The organism is Kitasatospora sp. NPDC101235, from assembly GCF_044767505.1.
Taxonomy (GTDB): domain Bacteria; phylum Actinomycetota; class Actinomycetes; order Streptomycetales; family Streptomycetaceae; genus Kitasatospora.
This window is the reverse complement of record NZ_JBIWNZ010000003.1, coordinates 1-17,831: the sequence shown is the minus strand read 5'-3', so window position 1 is coordinate 17,831 and position 17,831 is coordinate 1. Positions and strand designations below refer to the sequence as shown.

The 17,831-nt window shown below is 70.9% G+C and carries 17 protein-coding genes and 2 pseudogenes; 12 read left to right on the top strand and 7 right to left on the bottom strand.

Annotated features, from left to right (window positions below; translation table 11 throughout):
• Window positions 1-601: 601 nt before the first annotated feature.
• Window positions 602-844: pseudogene (locus ACIRRH_RS06170) on the top strand (DUF6879 family protein); the annotation flags it as partial.
• Window positions 845-956: 112 nt separating this feature from the next.
• Here the strand turns inward: ACIRRH_RS06170 and ACIRRH_RS06165 are convergent.
• Entirely contained in the window at window positions 957-1,427 is a 471-nt protein-coding gene (locus ACIRRH_RS06165; protein ID WP_403062497.1) for an NUDIX domain-containing protein, read from the bottom strand.
• A gap of 4 nt (window positions 1,428-1,431) precedes the next feature.
• Window positions 1,432-1,689: a hypothetical protein gene (locus ACIRRH_RS06160; RefSeq protein WP_403062494.1), complete on the bottom strand. Its 258-nt coding sequence runs from the start codon at window positions 1,687-1,689 to the stop codon at window positions 1,432-1,434.
• Window positions 1,690-2,053: 364 nt separating this feature from the next.
• On the opposite strand from ACIRRH_RS06160, the gene ACIRRH_RS06155 reads away from it, so the two are divergent.
• From ACIRRH_RS06155 to ACIRRH_RS06140, 4 genes are all read left to right on the top strand, one after another.
• Complete coding sequence (locus ACIRRH_RS06155) at window positions 2,054-2,275, top strand: hypothetical protein (protein ID WP_403062492.1); 222 nt, start codon at window positions 2,054-2,056, stop codon at window positions 2,273-2,275.
• Window positions 2,259-2,780 (top strand): DUF6879 family protein, encoded by a 522-nt coding sequence (locus ACIRRH_RS06150; protein WP_403062489.1) that lies wholly within the window; start codon window positions 2,259-2,261, stop codon window positions 2,778-2,780. Before ACIRRH_RS06155 ends, ACIRRH_RS06150 begins: the two co-directional genes overlap by 17 nt.
• On the top strand, window positions 2,770-3,618 hold the full coding sequence (locus ACIRRH_RS06145) for a Scr1 family TA system antitoxin-like transcriptional regulator (RefSeq protein ID WP_403062486.1): 849 nt from the start codon (window positions 2,770-2,772) through the stop codon (window positions 3,616-3,618). The genes ACIRRH_RS06150 and ACIRRH_RS06145 overlap by 11 nt, the downstream gene beginning before the upstream one ends.
• Before the next feature lie 103 nt (window positions 3,619-3,721).
• Window positions 3,722-4,768: a hypothetical protein gene (locus ACIRRH_RS06140; RefSeq protein WP_403062483.1), complete on the top strand. Its 1,047-nt coding sequence runs from the start codon at window positions 3,722-3,724 to the stop codon at window positions 4,766-4,768.
• Between the two features lie 89 nt (window positions 4,769-4,857).
• Here ACIRRH_RS06140 and ACIRRH_RS06135 read toward each other — a convergent pair whose 3' ends face one another.
• Both ACIRRH_RS06135 and ACIRRH_RS06130 read right to left on the bottom strand, forming a co-directional pair.
• Window positions 4,858-6,885 (bottom strand): prolyl oligopeptidase family serine peptidase, encoded by a 2,028-nt coding sequence (locus ACIRRH_RS06135; protein ID WP_403062480.1) that lies wholly within the window; start codon window positions 6,883-6,885, stop codon window positions 4,858-4,860.
• Between the two features lie 146 nt (window positions 6,886-7,031).
• Window positions 7,032-8,555, bottom strand: coding sequence for a peptide MFS transporter (locus ACIRRH_RS06130; protein ID WP_403062477.1), 1,524 nt, complete (start codon window positions 8,553-8,555; stop codon window positions 7,032-7,034).
• Between the two features lie 329 nt (window positions 8,556-8,884).
• Between ACIRRH_RS06130 and ACIRRH_RS06125 the strand changes: the two genes are divergently transcribed.
• Both ACIRRH_RS06125 and ACIRRH_RS06120 read left to right on the top strand, forming a co-directional pair.
• A complete protein-coding gene (locus tag ACIRRH_RS06125) occupies window positions 8,885-9,559 on the top strand; it encodes a response regulator transcription factor (protein WP_030058577.1) in 675 nt (224 codons plus the stop codon).
• Between the two features lie 117 nt (window positions 9,560-9,676).
• On the top strand, window positions 9,677-10,921 hold the full coding sequence (locus ACIRRH_RS06120) for an ATP-binding protein (RefSeq protein WP_224278818.1): 1,245 nt from the start codon (window positions 9,677-9,679) through the stop codon (window positions 10,919-10,921).
• Window positions 10,922-11,114: 193 nt separating this feature from the next.
• On the opposite strand, the gene ACIRRH_RS06115 is transcribed toward ACIRRH_RS06120, so the two are convergent.
• On the bottom strand, window positions 11,115-11,675 hold the full coding sequence (locus ACIRRH_RS06115) for a GtrA family protein (RefSeq protein ID WP_403062473.1): 561 nt from the start codon (window positions 11,673-11,675) through the stop codon (window positions 11,115-11,117).
• 259 nt (window positions 11,676-11,934) lie between these two features.
• Between ACIRRH_RS06115 and ACIRRH_RS06110 the strand changes: the two genes are divergently transcribed.
• From ACIRRH_RS06110 to ACIRRH_RS06095, 4 genes are all read left to right on the top strand, one after another.
• The gene (locus tag ACIRRH_RS06110) at window positions 11,935-13,074 is read left to right on the top strand and encodes a 5-(carboxyamino)imidazole ribonucleotide synthase (protein ID WP_403062470.1); all 1,140 of its coding nucleotides are present in this window, start codon (window positions 11,935-11,937) and stop codon (window positions 13,072-13,074) included.
• Window positions 13,071-13,607, top strand: coding sequence for a 5-(carboxyamino)imidazole ribonucleotide mutase (gene purE, locus ACIRRH_RS06105; protein ID WP_403062467.1), 537 nt, complete (start codon window positions 13,071-13,073; stop codon window positions 13,605-13,607). Before ACIRRH_RS06110 ends, purE begins: the two co-directional genes overlap by 4 nt.
• A gap of 36 nt (window positions 13,608-13,643) precedes the next feature.
• Window positions 13,644-14,858, top strand: a complete 1,215-nt coding sequence (locus tag ACIRRH_RS06100; protein ID WP_403062464.1) for a dipeptidase — start codon at window positions 13,644-13,646, stop codon at window positions 14,856-14,858.
• A 170-nt stretch (window positions 14,859-15,028) separates the two neighbouring features.
• A complete protein-coding gene (locus ACIRRH_RS06095) occupies window positions 15,029-15,454 on the top strand; it encodes a CoA-binding protein (RefSeq protein ID WP_403062461.1) in 426 nt (141 codons plus the stop codon).
• A 98-nt stretch (window positions 15,455-15,552) separates the two neighbouring features.
• On the opposite strand, the gene ACIRRH_RS06090 is transcribed toward ACIRRH_RS06095, so the two are convergent.
• A complete protein-coding gene (locus ACIRRH_RS06090; protein ID WP_403062458.1) occupies window positions 15,553-16,017 on the bottom strand; it encodes a hypothetical protein in 465 nt (154 codons plus the stop codon).
• Window positions 16,018-16,153: 136 nt separating this feature from the next.
• Complete coding sequence (locus ACIRRH_RS06085; RefSeq protein ID WP_403062455.1) at window positions 16,154-17,491, bottom strand: UDP-glucose dehydrogenase family protein; 1,338 nt, start codon at window positions 17,489-17,491, stop codon at window positions 16,154-16,156.
• Between the two features lie 218 nt (window positions 17,492-17,709).
• Between ACIRRH_RS06085 and ACIRRH_RS06080 the strand changes: the two are divergent.
• Window positions 17,710-17,831, top strand: a pseudogene (locus tag ACIRRH_RS06080) (acyl-CoA dehydrogenase family protein); the annotation flags it as partial.

The window sequence follows — 17,831 nt, the reverse complement described above, 5'->3', positions numbered from 1 at the left end:
ACCCCGGCCACCCGGGCGGCCACGCCGTGGGCCCCGGGGGGGCGGGCGGCGCCCCCGGGGCGCCGGGGCGGGGGGGGGGGGGGGCGCGGCGGCCGCCCCGGGGCGGGGGGGGGGGGGGGGGGGGCGCCCCCCCCGGGGGGCCCCCCCCCCCCCCCCTCGCCACCGACAACTCCGGAAACACCTGCCGCAGCTACGCCGACGAGGGCGACTACACCGTCACGCTGACCGTGACCGATACGGGTGGCCGCAGCGAGAAGACCTCGCAGCTTGTGCGGGTCGCGTACCCGGCAGGCACCCGCCACCCGACGGCTCCGGTGCGGCTGCACTGACCGTCGGCCGGTTACTCTCCCCTCCAGACCGGCGCAGGAAGTGGGCCCCGGGGGGGGGGGGGGGGGGCAGTGGGCCCCCCATTATGGCCGCCCGCCAGAGGAAACCCCCAAACCGGGGGGGGGGGAGCGACAGGGCGGGGGGCGGGGGCGCCCCCCGGCCGGGCGCCCCCCCCCCCCCCCCCCGCGCGGGGGGGGGCGGCCGGGGGGGGGGGGGCGGGGGCCCCCCCCCCCCCCCCCCCCCCCCCCCGGCCGACTTCCTGACCGCCTAACCGGTGGTGCGGCTCAGCTCAGCGGGGCTGGCAGCGGGTGAGCTGGTCCGCTGGTTGCCTCGGCGGAGGGCCGGCGACATCGCGCTGCCGGGAACGGACCTGTGGATGTTCGACGGATCCGCCGTGCTGTTCACGTACTTCTCCGGAGTCGGGGAGGTCGTCGACCGGGAGTGGCGGACGGACCAGGCCGTTGTGGATCTGGTCAGCTCTGCCTTTGAGGCCGTGTGGGAGCGGGCCACGCCGCACGAGGACTACAAGCTCATGTCCGTTTCTGGATCGTCTCACGTCCAAGCTGCCCGGAAAGTCCTCGTGCGGCCCGCTCCCTGCGCGCAGCGAGCGGGCCGCTTCGGTGTGCCAGTCAGCCGAGATAGGGGATCGCCCTGCGCTCCAGGAAGTGCCGAAGCCGGAGACGCTGGGTGTGGTGCATCGGCAAGCCTTCAATGTCGCTTGGGACGACGAACCGAAGGTCGGTGGACTCGTCCGAGATCCGCAGCTCCCCGCCCGTGATGCGCGCGGTGAAGCAGACGTTGAACTGCTGTCGGACTTCGCCGTCCGAGTAGGCGATCACGTGTCGGGGGTCGGTGTACGTGCCGACGAGTCCGGTGATTTCGACGTCGAGGCCGGTTTCCTCGCGGACCTCTCGGACGGCCGTGCCCGGCAGCGATTCACCGAGATCCATCGTTCCGCCCGGCAGCGCATACAGGCCGTTGTCGGTGCGTCGCTGGAGCAGGATGCGCCCTTCGGGATCCGTCACCACTGCGGACGCTGCCACGACCAGCCGGTTCGGCTTGGGTGCGTTGGGATCGTCGTGGAACTCCGTCCGTGCCACGTGATCAGTTCTCCTCAACCGGTCGGGCGGCGCTCCACACCGCGTCGAAGCTCGCAGCATAGGTGTCGAACAGCACCCCTGTACCAGTGTCGGCGCGCTCCTTCAGGGCGTGAAGGCAGGCGAGTTCGACCGCCTCATCGCCGACGCTTGAGCGAATCGTTCTGTCACTTCGCCCCGTCGAGCCGGCTTGGCTCGACGGGGCGAAGTGGAACGAGACCTTTCTCCAACTGGTCGGCGCGATGGCCGTCCTGATCACGCTCAAGGAAGTAGCCAGCCGCGGCCGCAGGCGCGGCGAAGAAGCGCTGAGGCGCTGCGGGGTCTGCAGCAAGAGTGGCGGCGCTCGCGGGAGCAGGAAGTCGGTCTGCCCGACTTCCTGTGCAGACAGCTCGCCGATCCACCCGACTCTCCAGGGCTCACACCTCCCCGCGCGAACCTGAAGTGAGCGTGTTCCGGCCCTCATCAACCGGCGGCTCCTTGCTCCCCGCAAGGAGCCGCCGGTTGATGGGCGCGCGGCTGATCTTTAGTCGGACACAGGAATACTTCCTTCGTGTCGTGGACAGCGCCCGACCAGCTCTCTAACGTCGTGCACCGATGGTCCAACCGGGCCGCACTCCTAGGGGGTTGAGATGGACACCAGGTCGGGTCTCACGCGGTTGACCAACACGAGCAACGGCAGTGGCTCGGGGGAGTGCAATCAGAACGGCTGCCCCAACGTCTACCGCACCGGGCGGGGGACGTTCGTGGTCCAGGGGGCCGTATCCGGTGCCTTCACGCCGCCCAGCGGCGAAGGGCTGGTGGAGATCCCCGAGAGTGTGCTTCGGGAGGCTGTTCGTGCGCTTGGATGGTGAGGCTTGGCAGGCCAGGTTCCGTGGGTTCAAGACGGAAGCGTGGCGGCTTGAGACCCTCCCGGTCTACAACGTCCCGCAGGAGGAAGAAGAGCTGCGAGCGTTTCGAGCCGGTGAGCGAATCGATCCGCACGCCCATTCCAACGACTACACGGAAGACCTCAAACGAGTGCGACGGGAGGGGAAACTCAAGGGGCGGGTGCACATCGTCACGCGACCGCTCTCCGAGTATCTCCGCTACGAGTTCATGTACTACCTGCCCCACGTGTGGGCCGGCGAAGACGTGCGGATCATGGACGTCACGGATCGTCCCAACCCCCTGGCCGGTGTCCCTGACTACTGGATGTTCGATCAGAAGGAGGTGGTGCTCATGAACTACCTCCCCGATGGAACGCAGATCGACCGCACCGTGTTCGAGGGCGACATCAGCCCGTTCATCGAATACCAGCGGATCGCCATCGCCGAATCGGTGCCCTTCGAGGAGTACGTGAAGGGCATTGGCGCTTGATCCACAGGAGCTGGGTCAGTCGAACTCGGACCTGGCGGCAATCCTTCAAGAGCTTCGCAAGCGAGCTGGACTCTCCGGGGTCCAGCTCGCTAGGCGTGTCAACATGTCGCAGTCCAAGATCTCCAAGATCGAGACCGGCAAGGTCACGCCATCACTCGTCGACGTCGAGCTGATCCTGCGAGCGCTCGGGGCGCCGACGGAGCTGATGGCACAGGTGACCGTCCTCGCTCGCATTGCGAACACGGAGTGGCAGGATGCCAGGGCCCTGCGTCGCAAGGGGCTGGACAAGAAGCAAGTCGAACTGGCGACCCTTGAGCAGAACTCGACGGAGTTCAGATACTTCCTGCCAACCATGATCACGGGCTTGCTTGCGACACCTGAATACATCAGGGCCAGTCTTGCCCCATTCCCTGGTGACCATTCGAAGGCCATCGCCAGGAAGCTGGACCGGCAGGCCGTTCTCTATGATTCCACCAAGCGCTTCACCTTCATCCTGACCGAGCAGGCATGCCTCTGGCCACTTGTCCCGGAACAGGCCATGGCCATGCAGCTCGACCGGCTGGCTTCCGTCTCCCTCTTGCCGAACGTTCGGCTCGGAGTCATCCCGATGGCCGGCCATATGCCGTGGGCGCCGCTGAATGTCTTCACTATTTACGACGCCTCGCTGGCCACCGTGGAAGTCTCCACGGGTGCGCTCGTTTTTCGCGATCCCCGCGATATCCAGGAGTACCTGGGCGAGTTTCGAACCTTTGAGGGATATTCCCTCTGGGGCGAGAGCGCCCGCGTCAAGCTGCGTGAGTGGGCCGACCGCCATCGAGGGATATCGCGAGATCTTTAATCGACATCGGGAATATCGTTGAGTGGCTGCCTGGAATTCCCCTAATCTGCTTCTCGCTCACACGGTCGGGAGACGGGGCCGGGCAGGCCCGCTGCCATCAGGCGTGCGGGATCGCGGGCCGAATGAAAGGTCGGCCGTCCTGACCCTCGGCCGCTCGCTCACGCCCTCCTGCCTGGCGCCGAACGAGCACCTGGCCGGCGATGCCGCCGAGCGGGCCGAGTTGGCTCACCTGCTGGCCGCGCGACGGGCGACGGCAGCGCTCGACCGGGCTCACCCGCACCTCACGTTCTCACTCCTGCACTGGGTACTCGACACGTGGTCCGACGAGTCGGCCCGCGAGGTCTTCCGGCAGGGCTCGGCCCTCCTGGCCGACCGCTACCGGGAATTGGGGCTGAATCGGCTGTTGCCGATCGACCGGGTGTGGGTCGGGGTGCGCTCGACCCGGCCCGATGCCTTCGGCGGCTTCCACCACCCGAACCAGGGCTACCGGCACGTGCAACTGGCGTCGGTGATCACGAGGTACGGGCGGCTGAGCGACCCCTGGTTGTCATCGCCGGAACTGGTGGCGCTTGACCTGCTTCGGTCCTACGCTCACGACTGCCTCCACTGGGGCTCCTTCCGGGAGTACCGGCTCCAGGGAGAGCAGGTGATCCGAAGCCGCTACGGGATCAACCGTCGCGACCTGCACGGTCGGACGTACTCGACCCAGGACCGGGCCGATGCTCCCTCGACGCGGAATCTCGGCATCGTGATGGAGGGGGCCACCGATCGGGAGGCTCGGCTGATCGCCGCCGTGGTGGCCGACCGTCTCGGTTTGGCCGAGCGCATCGCAGCCTCCGATCGCCTGGCGTTCCGCGACACCACGGGACGGCTGGAGCCGAGCGACTTCGACCACGCGGAGCCTGGCGTTGCCACCCGCTTCCACCTGGCCATGGCCGGATACGAACACGGTGTCGGCACGCGCTATCAGCGCTTCCTCACCGACATGGGCGGGCCCGACGCGGACACACTGCACGAGCTCATCATCGAGGCGGTGATCAGCGGCGATCTGCTCCGCCTGACGAGGTGGCTCGACCAGCGGCACGGCCCCGAGGCTTTCCGTCGCACCTTCCGGTCACCTTCCTACTCGGGACCCGATCCCAATGAGTAGACGTTCGGTCGTGGCACAGGAAGGAAATTCGGGGGTGATGCGAAGTGACCGGGGCCCGCCGCGGTGGTCCACCGGGGCGGGCCACCTGCTCATTCCACGCCCAACGACCGTCGTAGGAAGGCAAGTTCGTGCCGCAGCAGGTTGGCCACCACCGCCTCGTCGGTCGGCCGGTGGCCGGCGCCGCGCAGCGGCAGGACTTCGTGGGGGCGGCCGGCGGCGAGCAGAGCGTGCGAGAGCCGCAGGGTGTGGACGGGGAAGACGTTGTCGTCCGCGAGGCCCTGGATCAGCAGCAGCGGTCGGCTCAGCTTCGGCGCCTCGGTGACGAGGTCGCAGGCGTCGTAGTACTCGGGGTGCTCGTCGGGGTGGCCGAGGAAGCGTTCCTGCCAGTGGGTGTCGTAGAGCCGGTGGTCGGTGGGCGCGGCCCCGGCGGAGGCGGCGTGGAAGACGTCCGGGCGCCGCAGCACCGCGAGGGCGGCGAGGTAGCCGCCGTAGGACCAGCCGCGGATGGCGACCCGGTCGAGGTCGAGCAGCCCGGGCCGCAGCCGGTCGGCCGCCCGCAGGCCCTCGATCTGGTCGCCGAGGGCGGGCTCCGCCTTGTCGCCGTGGATCGTCTTGTCCCAGCGGGGCCCGCGCCCGGGGGTGCCGCGGCCGTCCACCACGAGGACCGCGAAGCCCTGGTCGGCGAACCACTGCGAGACCTGGTCCCACCAGAGGCCACCGGTGGTGGCCTTCTGCGTCGCGGGCCCGCCGTACGGGTCGAGCAGGACGGGCAGCGGGCCGTCGCCGGGGCGGTGGTCGGCGGGCAGGAACAGCGTGGCGCGCAGTTCGTGCGAGCCGAGCCGGAGCAGTTCGGGCCGTGCGGTGACGACGGGCGGCTCGGCGCGGGAGTCGAGCGGGAGCGCCGGGCGGCCCTCGCGCAGGACGGTGGAGCGACCGCCGGGGTGGCCCTGGGCCCGGGTGGAGAGCACCAGTGTGCCGCCGCGCCGCACGCCGGTGTGCAGGCCGGGGCCGCTGCTCAGCCGCTGTGGGCCGGTGTCCGGTCGGTACGTCCAGAGGTGGGTCTCGGTGGGTTCGTCGGAGGCGGTGAACAGCACCTGTTCGCCCTCCGTCCCGAGGACCGCGCGCAGCTGGAGCCCGGGCGGGGTGACCGGCTTGCCGTCGACGGTCAGGTGCCGGGTGTCGCCCAGGTCGGCGGAGTCGACCAGCGAGCCGGCCGCGGTGCGCACCGGCAGGCCGGGGAGGAGCTCGACCCAGTGCTCGTCGCGCTGCTCGGCGAGCACCCGGGTGGCGCCGTCCGGCTCGATCGCCAGGGTGCGGACGGTGCGCTGGTCGCGGCTCTGCACGGCGGCGTACGGGCCGTGGCCGTCCCAGCCGGCGGCGGTGAGGTACTCGAAGACGGCGCGGTCCCAGCGGACCTCGGTGCGGCTGCCGTCGAGGCCGAGCAGCCACAGCGAGACGTCCGCGTTGGCGGTGCCGGCCAGCGGGTACCGGATGGTGCGCGGCGGGTGCTGCGGGTCGGTCGGGTCGGCCAGGAAGAGTCGGGTGACCTTGCGGTTGTCGACCCGGGCGACCAGCAGCGCGGTGCCGTCGGGGGACCACCAGTGGCCGCGGTCGCGGAACATCTCCTCGGCGGCGACGTACTCGGCGAGCCCGTAGGTGACGTCCTCGGCCTCGGGCCGGGCGAGCGCCCGCTCCTGCGTGCCGTCGACGCCGACCACCCGCAGGGCGCGGTCGCTGACGTAGGCGATCCGGCGGCCGGTCGGGTCGATCCGGGGGTCCTCCGGCGGGCCGGGGACGGGCACCCGGCGGACGGTGCCGCCGGCGGTGTCGGCCAGCCACAGTGCGCCGTCCAGCGTGAAGGCGGCGAGCGCGCCCGCGGCGTCGGTGCTGTACGCGGCGATTCCCTCGCCGGCGCCCAGTGCGGCCGGGTCGGCGATCAGCCGCTCCGCGCCGGTGGCGGTGTCCAGGGCCCAGAGGCAGGCGAGCGGGTCGGTGCCGGTCCGGCCGCGCAGGAAGAGCACGGTGGTGCCGTCCGGCGAGGGCTCCGGCTGGACCGGGACGCCCAGGGTGAACCGCCGGGTGCGGGCCAGCTGACGGGGTAAGGAGAGGGTCGTCATGCCGGGCACCATAGGCACGGCCGACACGCCCCTGTCGAGCGGATTGACGGTCGAGCGGGGGAACGGCCGAGCGGGAAACGGCCGGGGCCGCCGTGGATCTCAGGAATCCACGGCGGCCCCGGAGTCGTGAGCCGGAGGTCGGTGCGTCAGCGCACGTCGCCCATGAGGGCCTGGACCCGCTTGCGGTACGTGTAGACGGCGAGCCCCGCGAGGGCCGCGAGCGCGGCCTGCACCGCGATGATCCCGGTGCCGTCGAGGCTGACGCCGGCCAGCGAGAGCAGGCTGGTGGCGCAGTCACCGGCGGTGACGGCGAGGAACCAGACGCCCATCATCTGGGAGGCGTACTTCTGCGGCGCCATCTTCGTGGTGACCGAGAGGCCGACCGGGGAGAGGCACAGCTCGCCGATGGTCTGGATCAGGTAGATCGAGACGAGCCACAGCGGGGAGACCATGGTGCCGTTGTCCGCCATGTTCATCGGGACGATGAAGATGAAGAACGAGGCGCCGATCAGGAGCAGGCCGATCGAGAACTTCACGATGGTGTTCGGCTCCTTGTCCCGGCGGGACAGCCACAGCCACAGCCAGGCGAAGACCGGCGCGAGCGCCATCACGAACAGCGGGTTCAGCGACTGGTACCAGGTGGCCGAGAAGCCGAAGCCGAACAGGGTGTCCGCGGTGCTCTTGTCCGCGAACAGCGAGAGCGTGGACCCGCCCTGGTCGTAGATCATCCAGAAGATGGCGGCCGCGGCGAAGAACCAGATGTACGCGGACATCTTGGACTGCTCGCCGGCGCTCAGGTCCTTGTCGCGCTTGATGCGGACCAGCACGGCGATCGGGATGAGCAGGCCGGCCAGGGTCAGCGGGACCAGGGCCCAGTTCAGCGTGTAGACGCCCAGCCCGGCGACGACGCCGTAGAAGGCGGCGATGGCGAGGACCGTCACGCCGGCCTTCACCAGCAGGCTGTTGCGCTCCGCGGGCTTGAGCGGGTTGGGGACCACGCTGCTCTTGGGGTTCAGGTGGCGGCTGCCCAGCAGGAACTGCACCAGACCGACGGCCATGCCGACCGCGGCCAGCCCGAAGCCCAGGTGCCAGCTGTACTCCTTGCCGATCGTCCCGATGACGAACGGGGCGACGAAGGCACCGAGGTTGATGCTCATGTAGAAGACCGTGAAGCCACCGTCGCGGCGCGGGTCCTCGGGGCCGTTGTAGAGCTGGCCGACCATCGTGGAGATGTTGGCCTTCAGCAGCCCGGAACCGAGCGCGACCAGGAGCAGGCCGACGAAGAACGCCACCTGGCCCGGGACGGCCAGCGCGATGTGGCCGAACATGATCACGAACCCGGCGATGGCGACCGTCTTGCGGGCGCCCCAGACCCGGTCACCGAACCAACCGCCCGGGTAGGCCATGAGGTAGACCATCGAGACGTAGACGGAGTAGATCGCCGTCGCCGTCGTCGCCGTCATGGCGAGGCCGCCGCCCTGGCTGCCAACGGCGGCGTCGGCGCCACCGGAGACCAGGTAGTAGATCAGCAGGGCGCGCATGCCGTAGTAGGAGAAGCGCTCCCACATCTCGGTCATGAACAGCGTGGCGAGCCCCCGGGGGTGCCCGAGGAAGGTCTTGCCGCTGGGAGAGGCCGACGTGACGTCGGCGTCCAGGGTCTTAGACGCCATGAGTAGTGGTTCCTTGCCTGACAGCGTCCGCCCATGGGGATGGCGGCGGACGTGGACGAAACCACTCTACGTGGCGACATTTGGCTTTATCAGATGACAAAAGCCATGAATCAGGTGTGGGAATAACAAAGTTGGAACCAGATCTTCCCGGCGTATCGATGGTAGACGGGCGCGTCTTCCTTCGGTTTGAAGATCCAGGCGGGGATTATTCGCTGAACGGCCGGTCTGTCATGCCGCGTTGAGTCCGATCGGGTCCTTGTATAACGATCACGCTCTGTGAACTACCTCACAGGGCGTCCGGGTATACCCCGGCGGACTACCATCACCACATGACCTGTGTGCTGCTTGCCGAGGACGATCCGGCGATCTCCGAACCGCTCGCCCGGGCCCTGCGACGCGAGGGCTATGAGGTGCTCGTCCGCGAGGACGGTCCGACCGCACTGGCCGCCGGCCTCACCGAGGAGGTCGACCTCGTCGTCCTGGACCTCGGCCTGCCCGAGATGGACGGTCTGGAGGTCTGCCGCCGCCTGCGCGCCGACGGCAAGAGCTGCCCCGTCCTGGTGCTCACCGCCCGCGCGGACGAGGTGGACACCGTGGTCGGCCTGGACGCCGGCGCCGACGACTACGTCACCAAGCCCTTCCGCCTGGCCGAACTGCTCGCCCGCGTCCGGGCCCTGCTCCGGCGCGGCAACGTCGACCAGCTCACCACCGGCGCGCACGGCGTGAAGATCGACATCGAGTCCCACCGCGCCTGGCTCGGCGACGAGGAGCTCACCCTCTCCGCCAAGGAGTTCGAGCTGCTGCGGGTCCTGGTCCGGGACGCCGGCCGGGTGGTCACCCGCGAGGAGATCATGCGGCAGGTCTGGGACACCACCTGGTGGACCTCCACCAAGACCCTGGACATGCACATCTCCTGGCTCCGCAAGAAGCTCGGCGACGACGCGGCCAACCCCCGCTACATCGCCACCGTGCGCGGCGTGGGGTTCCGGTTCGAGAAGAACTGACCCCGCAGGAGCCCGTCGGCCCGTAGGAGCTCGTGCGAGCCTGTAGGAGATCAACCCCCGTAAGAGATCGGGGCCGGACGTCGTCCGGTGGAGCGGAACACCTCGGGGAGCGGCAGCGTGAAACGCAGGATGATCAACTCGCTGCTGGGCGTCGTCCTGGTGGTGGTCGCGGTGTTCTGCGTGCCGCTCGCCCTGGTCGAGAAGCGGACCATCGTCAACTCGGCCCAGGACCGGGTGGACGCGGCCGCCGTCCGGGTGCTCGCCCTCGTCGAGAGCCGGCTCGCCGCGGGCGAGCCGGTCACCGGGCGGGCCTTCGAGAGCCAGGTCACCGAGGGCAGCTACGTCGAGGTGCAGGTGCCCGGCCAGCCGGTGGTCTCCGCGGGCGAGCGCCCGGCCGGGAACCACCTGCTGAAGGCCGTCGAACGGGGCAACAGCGGCGAGACCGTCACGGTCGAGCAGTCCCGCGAGGACGTCGACCACGAGATCGCCAACAACCTGCTGCTGCTCGGCGTGGTCGCCCTGCTCGCCGTCCAGGCCGCGGTGGCGCTCGCCGTCTGGCAGGCCAAGCGGCTCGCCCGGCCGCTCACCGACCTCGCCGAGACCGCCGAGCGGCTCGGCTCCGGCGACCCCCGCCCGCGCGACCGCCGCTACGGGGTGCCCGAGCTCGACCGGGTCGCCGAGGTGCTGGACACCAGTGCCGAGCGGATCGCCCGGATGCTGACCGCCGAGCGCCGGCTCGCCGCCGACGCCTCGCACCAGCTGCGCACCCCGCTCACCGCGCTCTCCATGCGGCTGGAGGAGATCACCGCCCTCGCCGAGGACCCGGAGACGGTCAAGGAGGAGGCGACCATCGCCCTCCAGCAGGTCGAGCGGCTCACCGACGTGGTCCAGCGGCTGCTCACCACCCAGCGCGACCCGCGCAGCCCCACCGCCGTCGCCTTCGACCTGGACGAGGTGATCAAGCAGCAGGTGGAGGAGTGGGGCCCGACGCTGCGGGAGAAGGGCCGGGTGCTCTCCCTGGAGGGACTGCACGGGGTCACCGCGGTCGGTACCCCGGGGACGGTGGCCCAGGTGCTGGCCACCCTGATCGAGAACTCGCTGATGCACGGCGCCGGGACGATCACCCTGCGGGTCCGGCCGTCCGGCACCTCGGTGGTGGTCGAGGTCCAGGACCAGGGCGCCGGCGTGCCGCCGGACCTCGGCAACCGGGTGTTCGAACGCGCGGTCAGCGGGCGCAACTCCACCGGCATCGGGCTGGCCGTCGCCCGCGACCTCGCGGAGGCGGACGGCGGGCGGCTCGAACTGCTCTCGCTGAAGCCGGCGGTGTTCGCGCTCTTCCTCGGGCGCAGCCACCAGGACTGAGCGGGTCCCGGTCCGGGCACGTGGGCCCGGACGGACGCCATGGCGAGCCCGCCGGCCCCCTCGGCCGCTATCGTTCGCCGACCGTGCCCGCCCTCGGCCGCCACCGTCCTCCGGTGGCGGCGGACACGGCAAACCCCGGCGGCCGGTTCGGCCTGCCGGGGCTGCGAGGAGCGAGGAGCGGGGGCTGCGGGGCCTACTCGGCCTTGGCGAAGCGGATCGGCTCGGCGGCCAGCATCAGCTTGGCCTGCGCGGGCAGCTCCTGGCCGCCGGCGGCAGCCGCCGGCTGCTGGGCGGGCAGTCCGACCGGCTCCGGCACGGCCTTGAACACCCAGGTGCGGTACGAGACGAAGCGGAAGACGGTGGCCACGGCGAGGCCGATCACCTTGGCGCCGATCTGCTCGTAGTGCGAGCGCAGGTCGAGCACGTACACCGAGAAGCCGAGCACGCCGGTCTCGATCAGCATGCCGATGCCGCTGTAGACCAGGAAGAGCGTGATCTCCCGCTTGCGGGAGGCGGCGTCGCGGTCCCGGTACAGCCAGTAGCGGTAGCCCAGGTAGTTGGTCGCGATCGCGATCACCGTCGCGACGATGTTCGACCGCACCGAGGCCAGGCCCATGCCGTTGATGCAGACCCAGAAGACGGCGAAGTTGACCACCACGCCGCTCAGGCCGACGATGCCGAACTTCACGACTTCGCCCGTGAGCCCGCGCAGTTTCTGCGCAAGCGGGCGTTTCGAAGCTGCGGTCGTCGCCATACCGGACTGCCTCCATAGGCCTGCGGGTCGAAAGGGCCGGCCACGGCGGTGCGGCTACCCCTTGAGCCCTGCGTGCACGCACATGATCGGACCGCGCAGACCAGGACCCGGCCGACCAGGCTACCCGCTTCCATCGAACGGCTCAGCCCCTTGGGCGGCAGGTTGACATCTACGCGCGTCCGATCCGGTGGCCCCGGCGGCGGCTCCACCACCCCCGACCGGCCCGGATATCCTGGGCCGCGTGACTTCCCCGGGCAATATGAATTTTCCAGTGGTGGGCATGATCGGTGGCGGGCAGCTGGCCCGCATGGCACACCAGGCGGGCATCCCGCTCGGGGTCAGGTTCAAACTCCTCGCCGACACGCCCCAGGACTCCGCCGCGCAGGTGGTCTCCGACGTCGTCCTCGGTGACTACCGCGACCTCGACACCCTGCGCGCCTTCGCCGCCGGCTGCGACGTGATCACCTTCGACCACGAGCACGTCCCCACCGAGCACCTGCGGGCCCTGGAGGCCGACGGCATCGCCGTCCGCCCCGGCCCGGACGCGCTGGTCAACGCCCAGGACAAGGGCGTGATGCGGGCCAAGCTGGACTCCATCGGCGTGCCCTGCCCCCGGCACCGGATCGTCGCCGACCCGGCCGACGTCACCGCGTTCGCGAACGAGGGCTCCGGGTACCCCGTCGTGCTGAAGACCGTCCGCGGCGGCTACGACGGCAAGGGCGTCTGGGTCGTCGACGACGAGGAGCAGGCGCATGCCCCGTTCCTGGCCGGCGTCGCGGTGCTGGCCGAGGAGAAGGTCGACTTCGTCCGCGAGCTGGCCGCCAACGTGGTCCGCTCGCCCAGCGGCCAGGCCGTCGCCTACCCGGTGGTGGAGAGCGTCCAGGAGAACGGCGTCTGCGCCGAGGTCACCGCCCCCGCGCCGGACCTCGACCCGGCCCTGTCCGACGAGGCCCAGCAGCTCGCCCTGCGGATCGCCGGCGAACTCGGCATCGTCGGCCACCTCGCCGTCGAGCTGTTCCAGACCCGGGACGGCCGCGTCCTGGTCAACGAGCTGGCCATGCGCCCGCACAACTCCGGCCACTGGACCCAGGACGGTGCGGTCACCTCGCAGTTCGAGAACCACCTGCGGGCCGTCCTCGACCTCCCGCTCGGCGACCCCCGCCCGCGCGCCGGGTGGACCGTCATGGTCAACGTCCTCGGCGGCGACTACCCGGACATGTACCACCCCTTCCTGCACTGCATGGCCCGCGACCCCGGGCTGCGGATCCACATGTACGGGAAGGACGTGAAGCCCGGCCGCAAGGTCGGCCACGTCAACGTCTTCGGGGACGACCTCGAAGACGTCCGCGAGCGCGCCCGCCACGCGGCCGCCTACCTGCGAGGAACGATCACCGAATGAGCCCCGCCTCGAACGCACCCCTCGTCGGCATCGTGATGGGATCGGACTCCGACTGGCCGGTCATGGAGGCCGCCGCCCAGGCCCTCGACGAGTTCGAGGTCCCCTACGAGGTGGACGTCGTCTCCGCGCACCGGATGCCCCGCGAGATGGTCGCGTACGGCGAGCAGGCCCACGGGCGCGGCCTGAAGGCGATCATCGCGGGCGCCGGCGGCGCGGCCCACCTGCCGGGCATGCTTGCCTCGGTCACCCCGCTGCCCGTCATCGGCGTGCCGGTGCCGCTGCGCTACCTGGACGGCATGGACAGCCTGCTGTCGATCGTCCAGATGCCGGCCGGCGTGCCGGTGGCGACCGTCTCGGTGGCCGGCGCGCGCAACGCCGGCCTGCTCGCGGTGCGGATGCTCGCCGCCTTCGACCCCGAGCTCACCGAGAAGATGACCGACTTCCAGGCCGAGCTGAACAACCAGGCCACCGAGAAGGGCAAGAAGCTGCGCGCCAAGGTGGCCGGTTCGTCCTCCTTCGGCTTCGGCAAGTAGTTCGCCCACCCGCGGGGGTGGGGTAGAACAGCTCGCATGACCGCTGACCTGGACTCCCTCACCCCGCTGGACCGAGCCCGCGCCCTGCTGCGCACCGCCCCCGTCGTGGACGGCCACAACGACCTCCCCTGGGCGATGCGCGAGCAGGCCGGGTACGACCTCGGCGCGCTCGACCTCGCCGCCGACCAGAGCGACCGCCTGCACACCGACCTGGCCCGCCTCGCGGAGGGCGGGGTCGGCGCGCAGTTCTGGTCCGTCTACGTCCCCTCCTCGCTGGCCGGCGACCACGCGGTGAGCGCCACCCTGGAGCAGATCGACTTCGTCCACGCCCTGGTCGAGCGCTACCCGGACCGGCTGCGCCTGGCCCGTACCGCCGCGGACATCGAGGCGGCCCGCGCCGAGGGCCGGATCGCCTCCCTGATGGGCGCCGAGGGCGGCCACTCCATCGACTGCTCGCTGGCCACCCTGCGCGCCCTGTACGAGCTGGGCGTGCGGTACCTGACGCTCACCCACAACGACAACGTGCCGTGGGCGGACTCCGCGACCGACAAGCCGGTGGCCGGCGGGCTGACCCGGTTCGGCGAGGAGGTCGTCCGGGAGATGAACCGGCTCGGCATGCTGGTCGACCTCTCGCACGTCTCCGCCGACACCATGCGCGACGCCCTGCGGGTGACCGAGGCGCCGGTGGTCTTCTCGCACTCCTCCTCGCGCGCGGTCTGCGACCACCCGCGCAACATCCCGGACGACGTGCTCGCCCAGCTGCCCGCCAACGGCGGCGTGGCGATGGCGACCTTCGTGCCGAAGTTCATCCTGCCCGCCGCCATCGAGTGGACCCGGGCCGCCGACGAGAACATGCGTGCCCACGGCTTCCACCCGCTGGACACCACCCCGCCGGCCATGGAGCGCCAGCGCGCCTTCGAGGCAGCCAACCCGCGCCCGGTCGCCACCCCGGCCACCGTCGCCGACCACCTCGACCACATGCGCGAGGTGGCCGGCATCGACCACATCGGCATCGGCGGCGACTTCGACGGCACCGCCTTCCTGCCGGACGGCCTGGACTCGGTGGCCGGCTACCCCAACCTGGTCGCCGAACTCCTCGGCCGCCACTGGTCGGAGGCCGACCTGGCCAAGCTCACCTGGCACAACGCCGTCCGCGTCCTGCGCGACGCCGAGTCGGTGGCCGCCGGGCTGCGCGCGAGCCGCCGCCCCTCCATCGCCACCATCGCCCGGCTGGACGGCTCGGCCTCCTAACCGGGCACCTGTCACGTCCACCACGCCGACCGGGACGGTTGCGCCGGATGCCATCCGGTTTCGTCCCGGCCCGGCGGGTCGACCAGCGCGATCCCGGCCGGGAATGGCCGGGGGAGCGGTGGCGCTGGGGTGAGGTGAGTTCTCGGCGCTCGGCTGCGAGGAGGCAGGGCATGTACGGCGACCCGGAGACGGTCCGGAAGATCCTGAGCGAGCTGGGCGACACCTGGGCCGTCGTGGGCCTCTCGTCCAACCGGCGACGGGCGGCCTACGGCGTGGCCGAGGTGCTGCAGCGCTTCGGCAAGCGGATCGTTCCCGTGCACCCGAAGGCGGAGACGGTGCACGGCGAGAAGGGGTACGCGTCCCTCGCGGACATCCCCTTCGAGGTCGACGTGGTGGACGTCTTCGTCCGGTCGGACCTCGCCGGTGAGGTCGCGGACGAGGCGGTCCGCATCGGCGCCAAGGCGGTCTGGTTCCAGCTCGGCGTGATCGACGAAGCCGCGTACGAGCGGACGCAGGCGGCCGGCCTCGACATGGTGATGGACAAGTGCCCCGCCATCGAGATCCCGCGCCTCGGCCTGGCCGGCCGGTTGAGCTAGGCCCCGAGCACGGTCACGCGAGCGAGAGCGCCGAAGCGGCTACGGGTGACCCCGTACGTCCGCGCACTCGTCGCGACGGCTCGGCGCCCCGGCGGGGCTCACAGGTTGAAGGCCCGGAGGCTGACCCGGGCTGTTTCGGTGTCGTCGTACGTGACGTTCAGCCGGACGACCGCGGCCTGCCCGCTCGGGTGGGTTCCGGCGGCCCCGTCGCTGCTGAAGCTCAGCCCCGAGGCGGAGGCGGCGTCCTGCCGTACCCGGGGGAAGGCTTCCGTCAGCCGGGCGGCGAGGTCCGCCCGGGGCATCCGGAACTCGGCCCCGTAGCCCTCCTCCTGCCAGCTGCCGTCGTCCGTGCACGAGGCCCCGGCGGCCTCGGCGGGCAGTGAGCCGCCCGCGAAGGCCAGCACCTTCGAGCAGCCGGTCCTGGCGGGCCCGTCGTCGCTGCTGGTCCACACGAACACGATGAGGCCCAGGTAGACGGCGGGTCCGAGCAGGACGACGGTCACCAGACCTGCGGTCAGCCAGGTCAGCAGCCGGTCCAGCCCGCTGGTGCGTTCGGTGTGCATCAGGAGAACCCCCCGGTCTCTGTGGACAGCGGGCACCGATCCTCGCACGCAATCTGAACATGTTCAAATAAGTGGGGGCCGGAAACGCCGCCGCCCCCGGGGAGACCCGGGGGCGGCGAGGGGGATCGGGAGGGCCTCAGCTCGGGCGGCCGAGGGCGCGGTAGGTCCAGCCGGCGGCGCGCCAGGCTTCGGCGTCCAGGACGTTGCGGCCGTCGAGGAGGCGGCGTTCGGCGACCACGGCGCCGAGTTCGGCCGGGTCCAGCTCGCGGAACTCCGACCACTCGGTGAGGTGGAGGACGACGTGGGCGCCCTCGGCGGCCTCCAGGGCGGAGCGGGCGTAGGCGAGGGAGGGGAACATCTTGCGGGCGTTGTCCACGGCCTTCGGGTCGTAGACGGTGACCTGGGCGCCCTGGAGCTGGATCTGGGCGGCCACGTTGAGGGCGGGGGAGTCCCGGATGTCGTCCGAGTTGGGCTTGAAGGCGGCGCCGAGGACGGCGACCCGACGGCCCAGGAAACCGCCGCCGCACTGCTCGCGGGCCAGCTCCACCATCCGGGAGCGGCGCCGCATGTTGATCGAGTCGACCTCGCGCAGGAAGGTCAGCGCCTGGTCGGCGCCGAGCTCGCCGGCCCGGGCCATGAACGCGCGGATGTCCTTGGGCAGGCAGCCGCCGCCGAATCCGAGGCCGGAGTTGAGGAACTTGCCGCCGATCCGCTCGTCGTAGGCGAGCGCCTTGCTGAGCTGGGTGACGTCCGCGCCGGCCGCCTCGCAGACCTCGGCCATCGCGTTGATGAAGGAGATCTTGGTGGCCAGGAAGGAGTTGGCGGCCGCCTTGACCAGTTCGGCGGTCGCGTAGTCGGTGACCATGAACGGCACCCCGGCCGCGATCGGCTCCGCGTACACCTCGCGCAGCAACCGCTCGGCCCGCTCGCTCTGGGCGCCGACCACGATCCGGTCCGGCCGCAGGGTGTCCTGCACGGCGAAGCCCTCACGCAGGAACTCCGGGTTCCAGGCGAGTTCGGCGCCCTCGCCGACCGGCGCCAGCGCGGCCAGCCGCTCGGCCAGCCGGGCCGCCGAGCCGACCGGGACGGTGGACTTGCCGACCACCAGGGCGGGACGGGTCAGGTGCGGCGCGAGCTCGTCTATCGCGGTGTCGACGTACGACATGTCGGCCGCGAACTCGCCCTTGCGCTGAGGCGTGTTGACGCAGACGAAGTGCACGTCGCCGAACTCGGCGGCCTCCTGGGCGGAGGTGGTGAAGCGCAGCCGCCCGGTCGAACCCTCGTGCCCGGCCACGTGCTTGAGGAGCAGTTCGGACAGCCCCGGCTCGTACATCGGAACGCGGCCGGCGGTCAGCATGGCGATCTTGTCGGGGTCGATGTCCAGACCCAGCACCTCGAAGCCGAACTCGGCCATCGCGGCGGCGTGCGTGGCGCCGAGGTAGCCGGTGCCGATCACGGAGATGCGGAGGGTCACGGGTTCTCCTTGGATGCGGACGCGACCAGTACGGATGCCCCGATGCTATCCGTCCGCGGAGGGCGCTCCGGGATCACCTGCACACGCGGGACGCTAGGCAGCCGCAGGTCGGCGCCCTAGGATCTCTACTGAACGGTAGTTAACCGCGGATTCGACGCGGACCGGGCGTCGGTCGGACCTCGCTCGGGCGTCGGTCACTGAACGACGAGGCAGGCATCATGGCGGGCAGCGCAGGGGCGGCTGACTTCGATCTCTTCCGTATCTCCGAGGAGCACGGGATGCTCCGTGAGGCGGTGCGTTCGCTGGCCGAGGCGAAGATCGCTCCGTTCGCGGCGGAGGT

Bases quoted from the DNA above. Each gene is read 5' to 3' on its own strand.
- ACIRRH_RS06155 (WP_403062492.1), top strand. From the start codon at position 2,054: ATGGACACCAGGTCGGGTCTCACGCGGTTGACCAACACGAGCAACGGC.
- ACIRRH_RS06135 (WP_403062480.1), bottom strand. From the start codon at position 6,885: ATGACGACCCTCTCCTTACCCCGTCAGCTGGCCCGCACCCGGCGGTTC.
- ACIRRH_RS06130 (WP_403062477.1), bottom strand. From the start codon at position 8,555: ATGGCGTCTAAGACCCTGGACGCCGACGTCACGTCGGCCTCTCCCAGC.
- ACIRRH_RS06125 (WP_030058577.1), top strand. From the start codon at position 8,885: ATGACCTGTGTGCTGCTTGCCGAGGACGATCCGGCGATCTCCGAACCG.
- ACIRRH_RS06115 (WP_403062473.1), bottom strand. From the start codon at position 11,675: ATGGCGACGACCGCAGCTTCGAAACGCCCGCTTGCGCAGAAACTGCGC.
- ACIRRH_RS06110 (WP_403062470.1), top strand. From the start codon at position 11,935: ATGAATTTTCCAGTGGTGGGCATGATCGGTGGCGGGCAGCTGGCCCGC.
- purE (WP_403062467.1), top strand. From the start codon at position 13,071: ATGAGCCCCGCCTCGAACGCACCCCTCGTCGGCATCGTGATGGGATCG.
- ACIRRH_RS06100 (WP_403062464.1), top strand. From the start codon at position 13,644: ATGACCGCTGACCTGGACTCCCTCACCCCGCTGGACCGAGCCCGCGCC.
- ACIRRH_RS06095 (WP_403062461.1), top strand. From the start codon at position 15,029: ATGTACGGCGACCCGGAGACGGTCCGGAAGATCCTGAGCGAGCTGGGC.
- ACIRRH_RS06090 (WP_403062458.1), bottom strand. From the start codon at position 16,017: ATGCACACCGAACGCACCAGCGGGCTGGACCGGCTGCTGACCTGGCTG.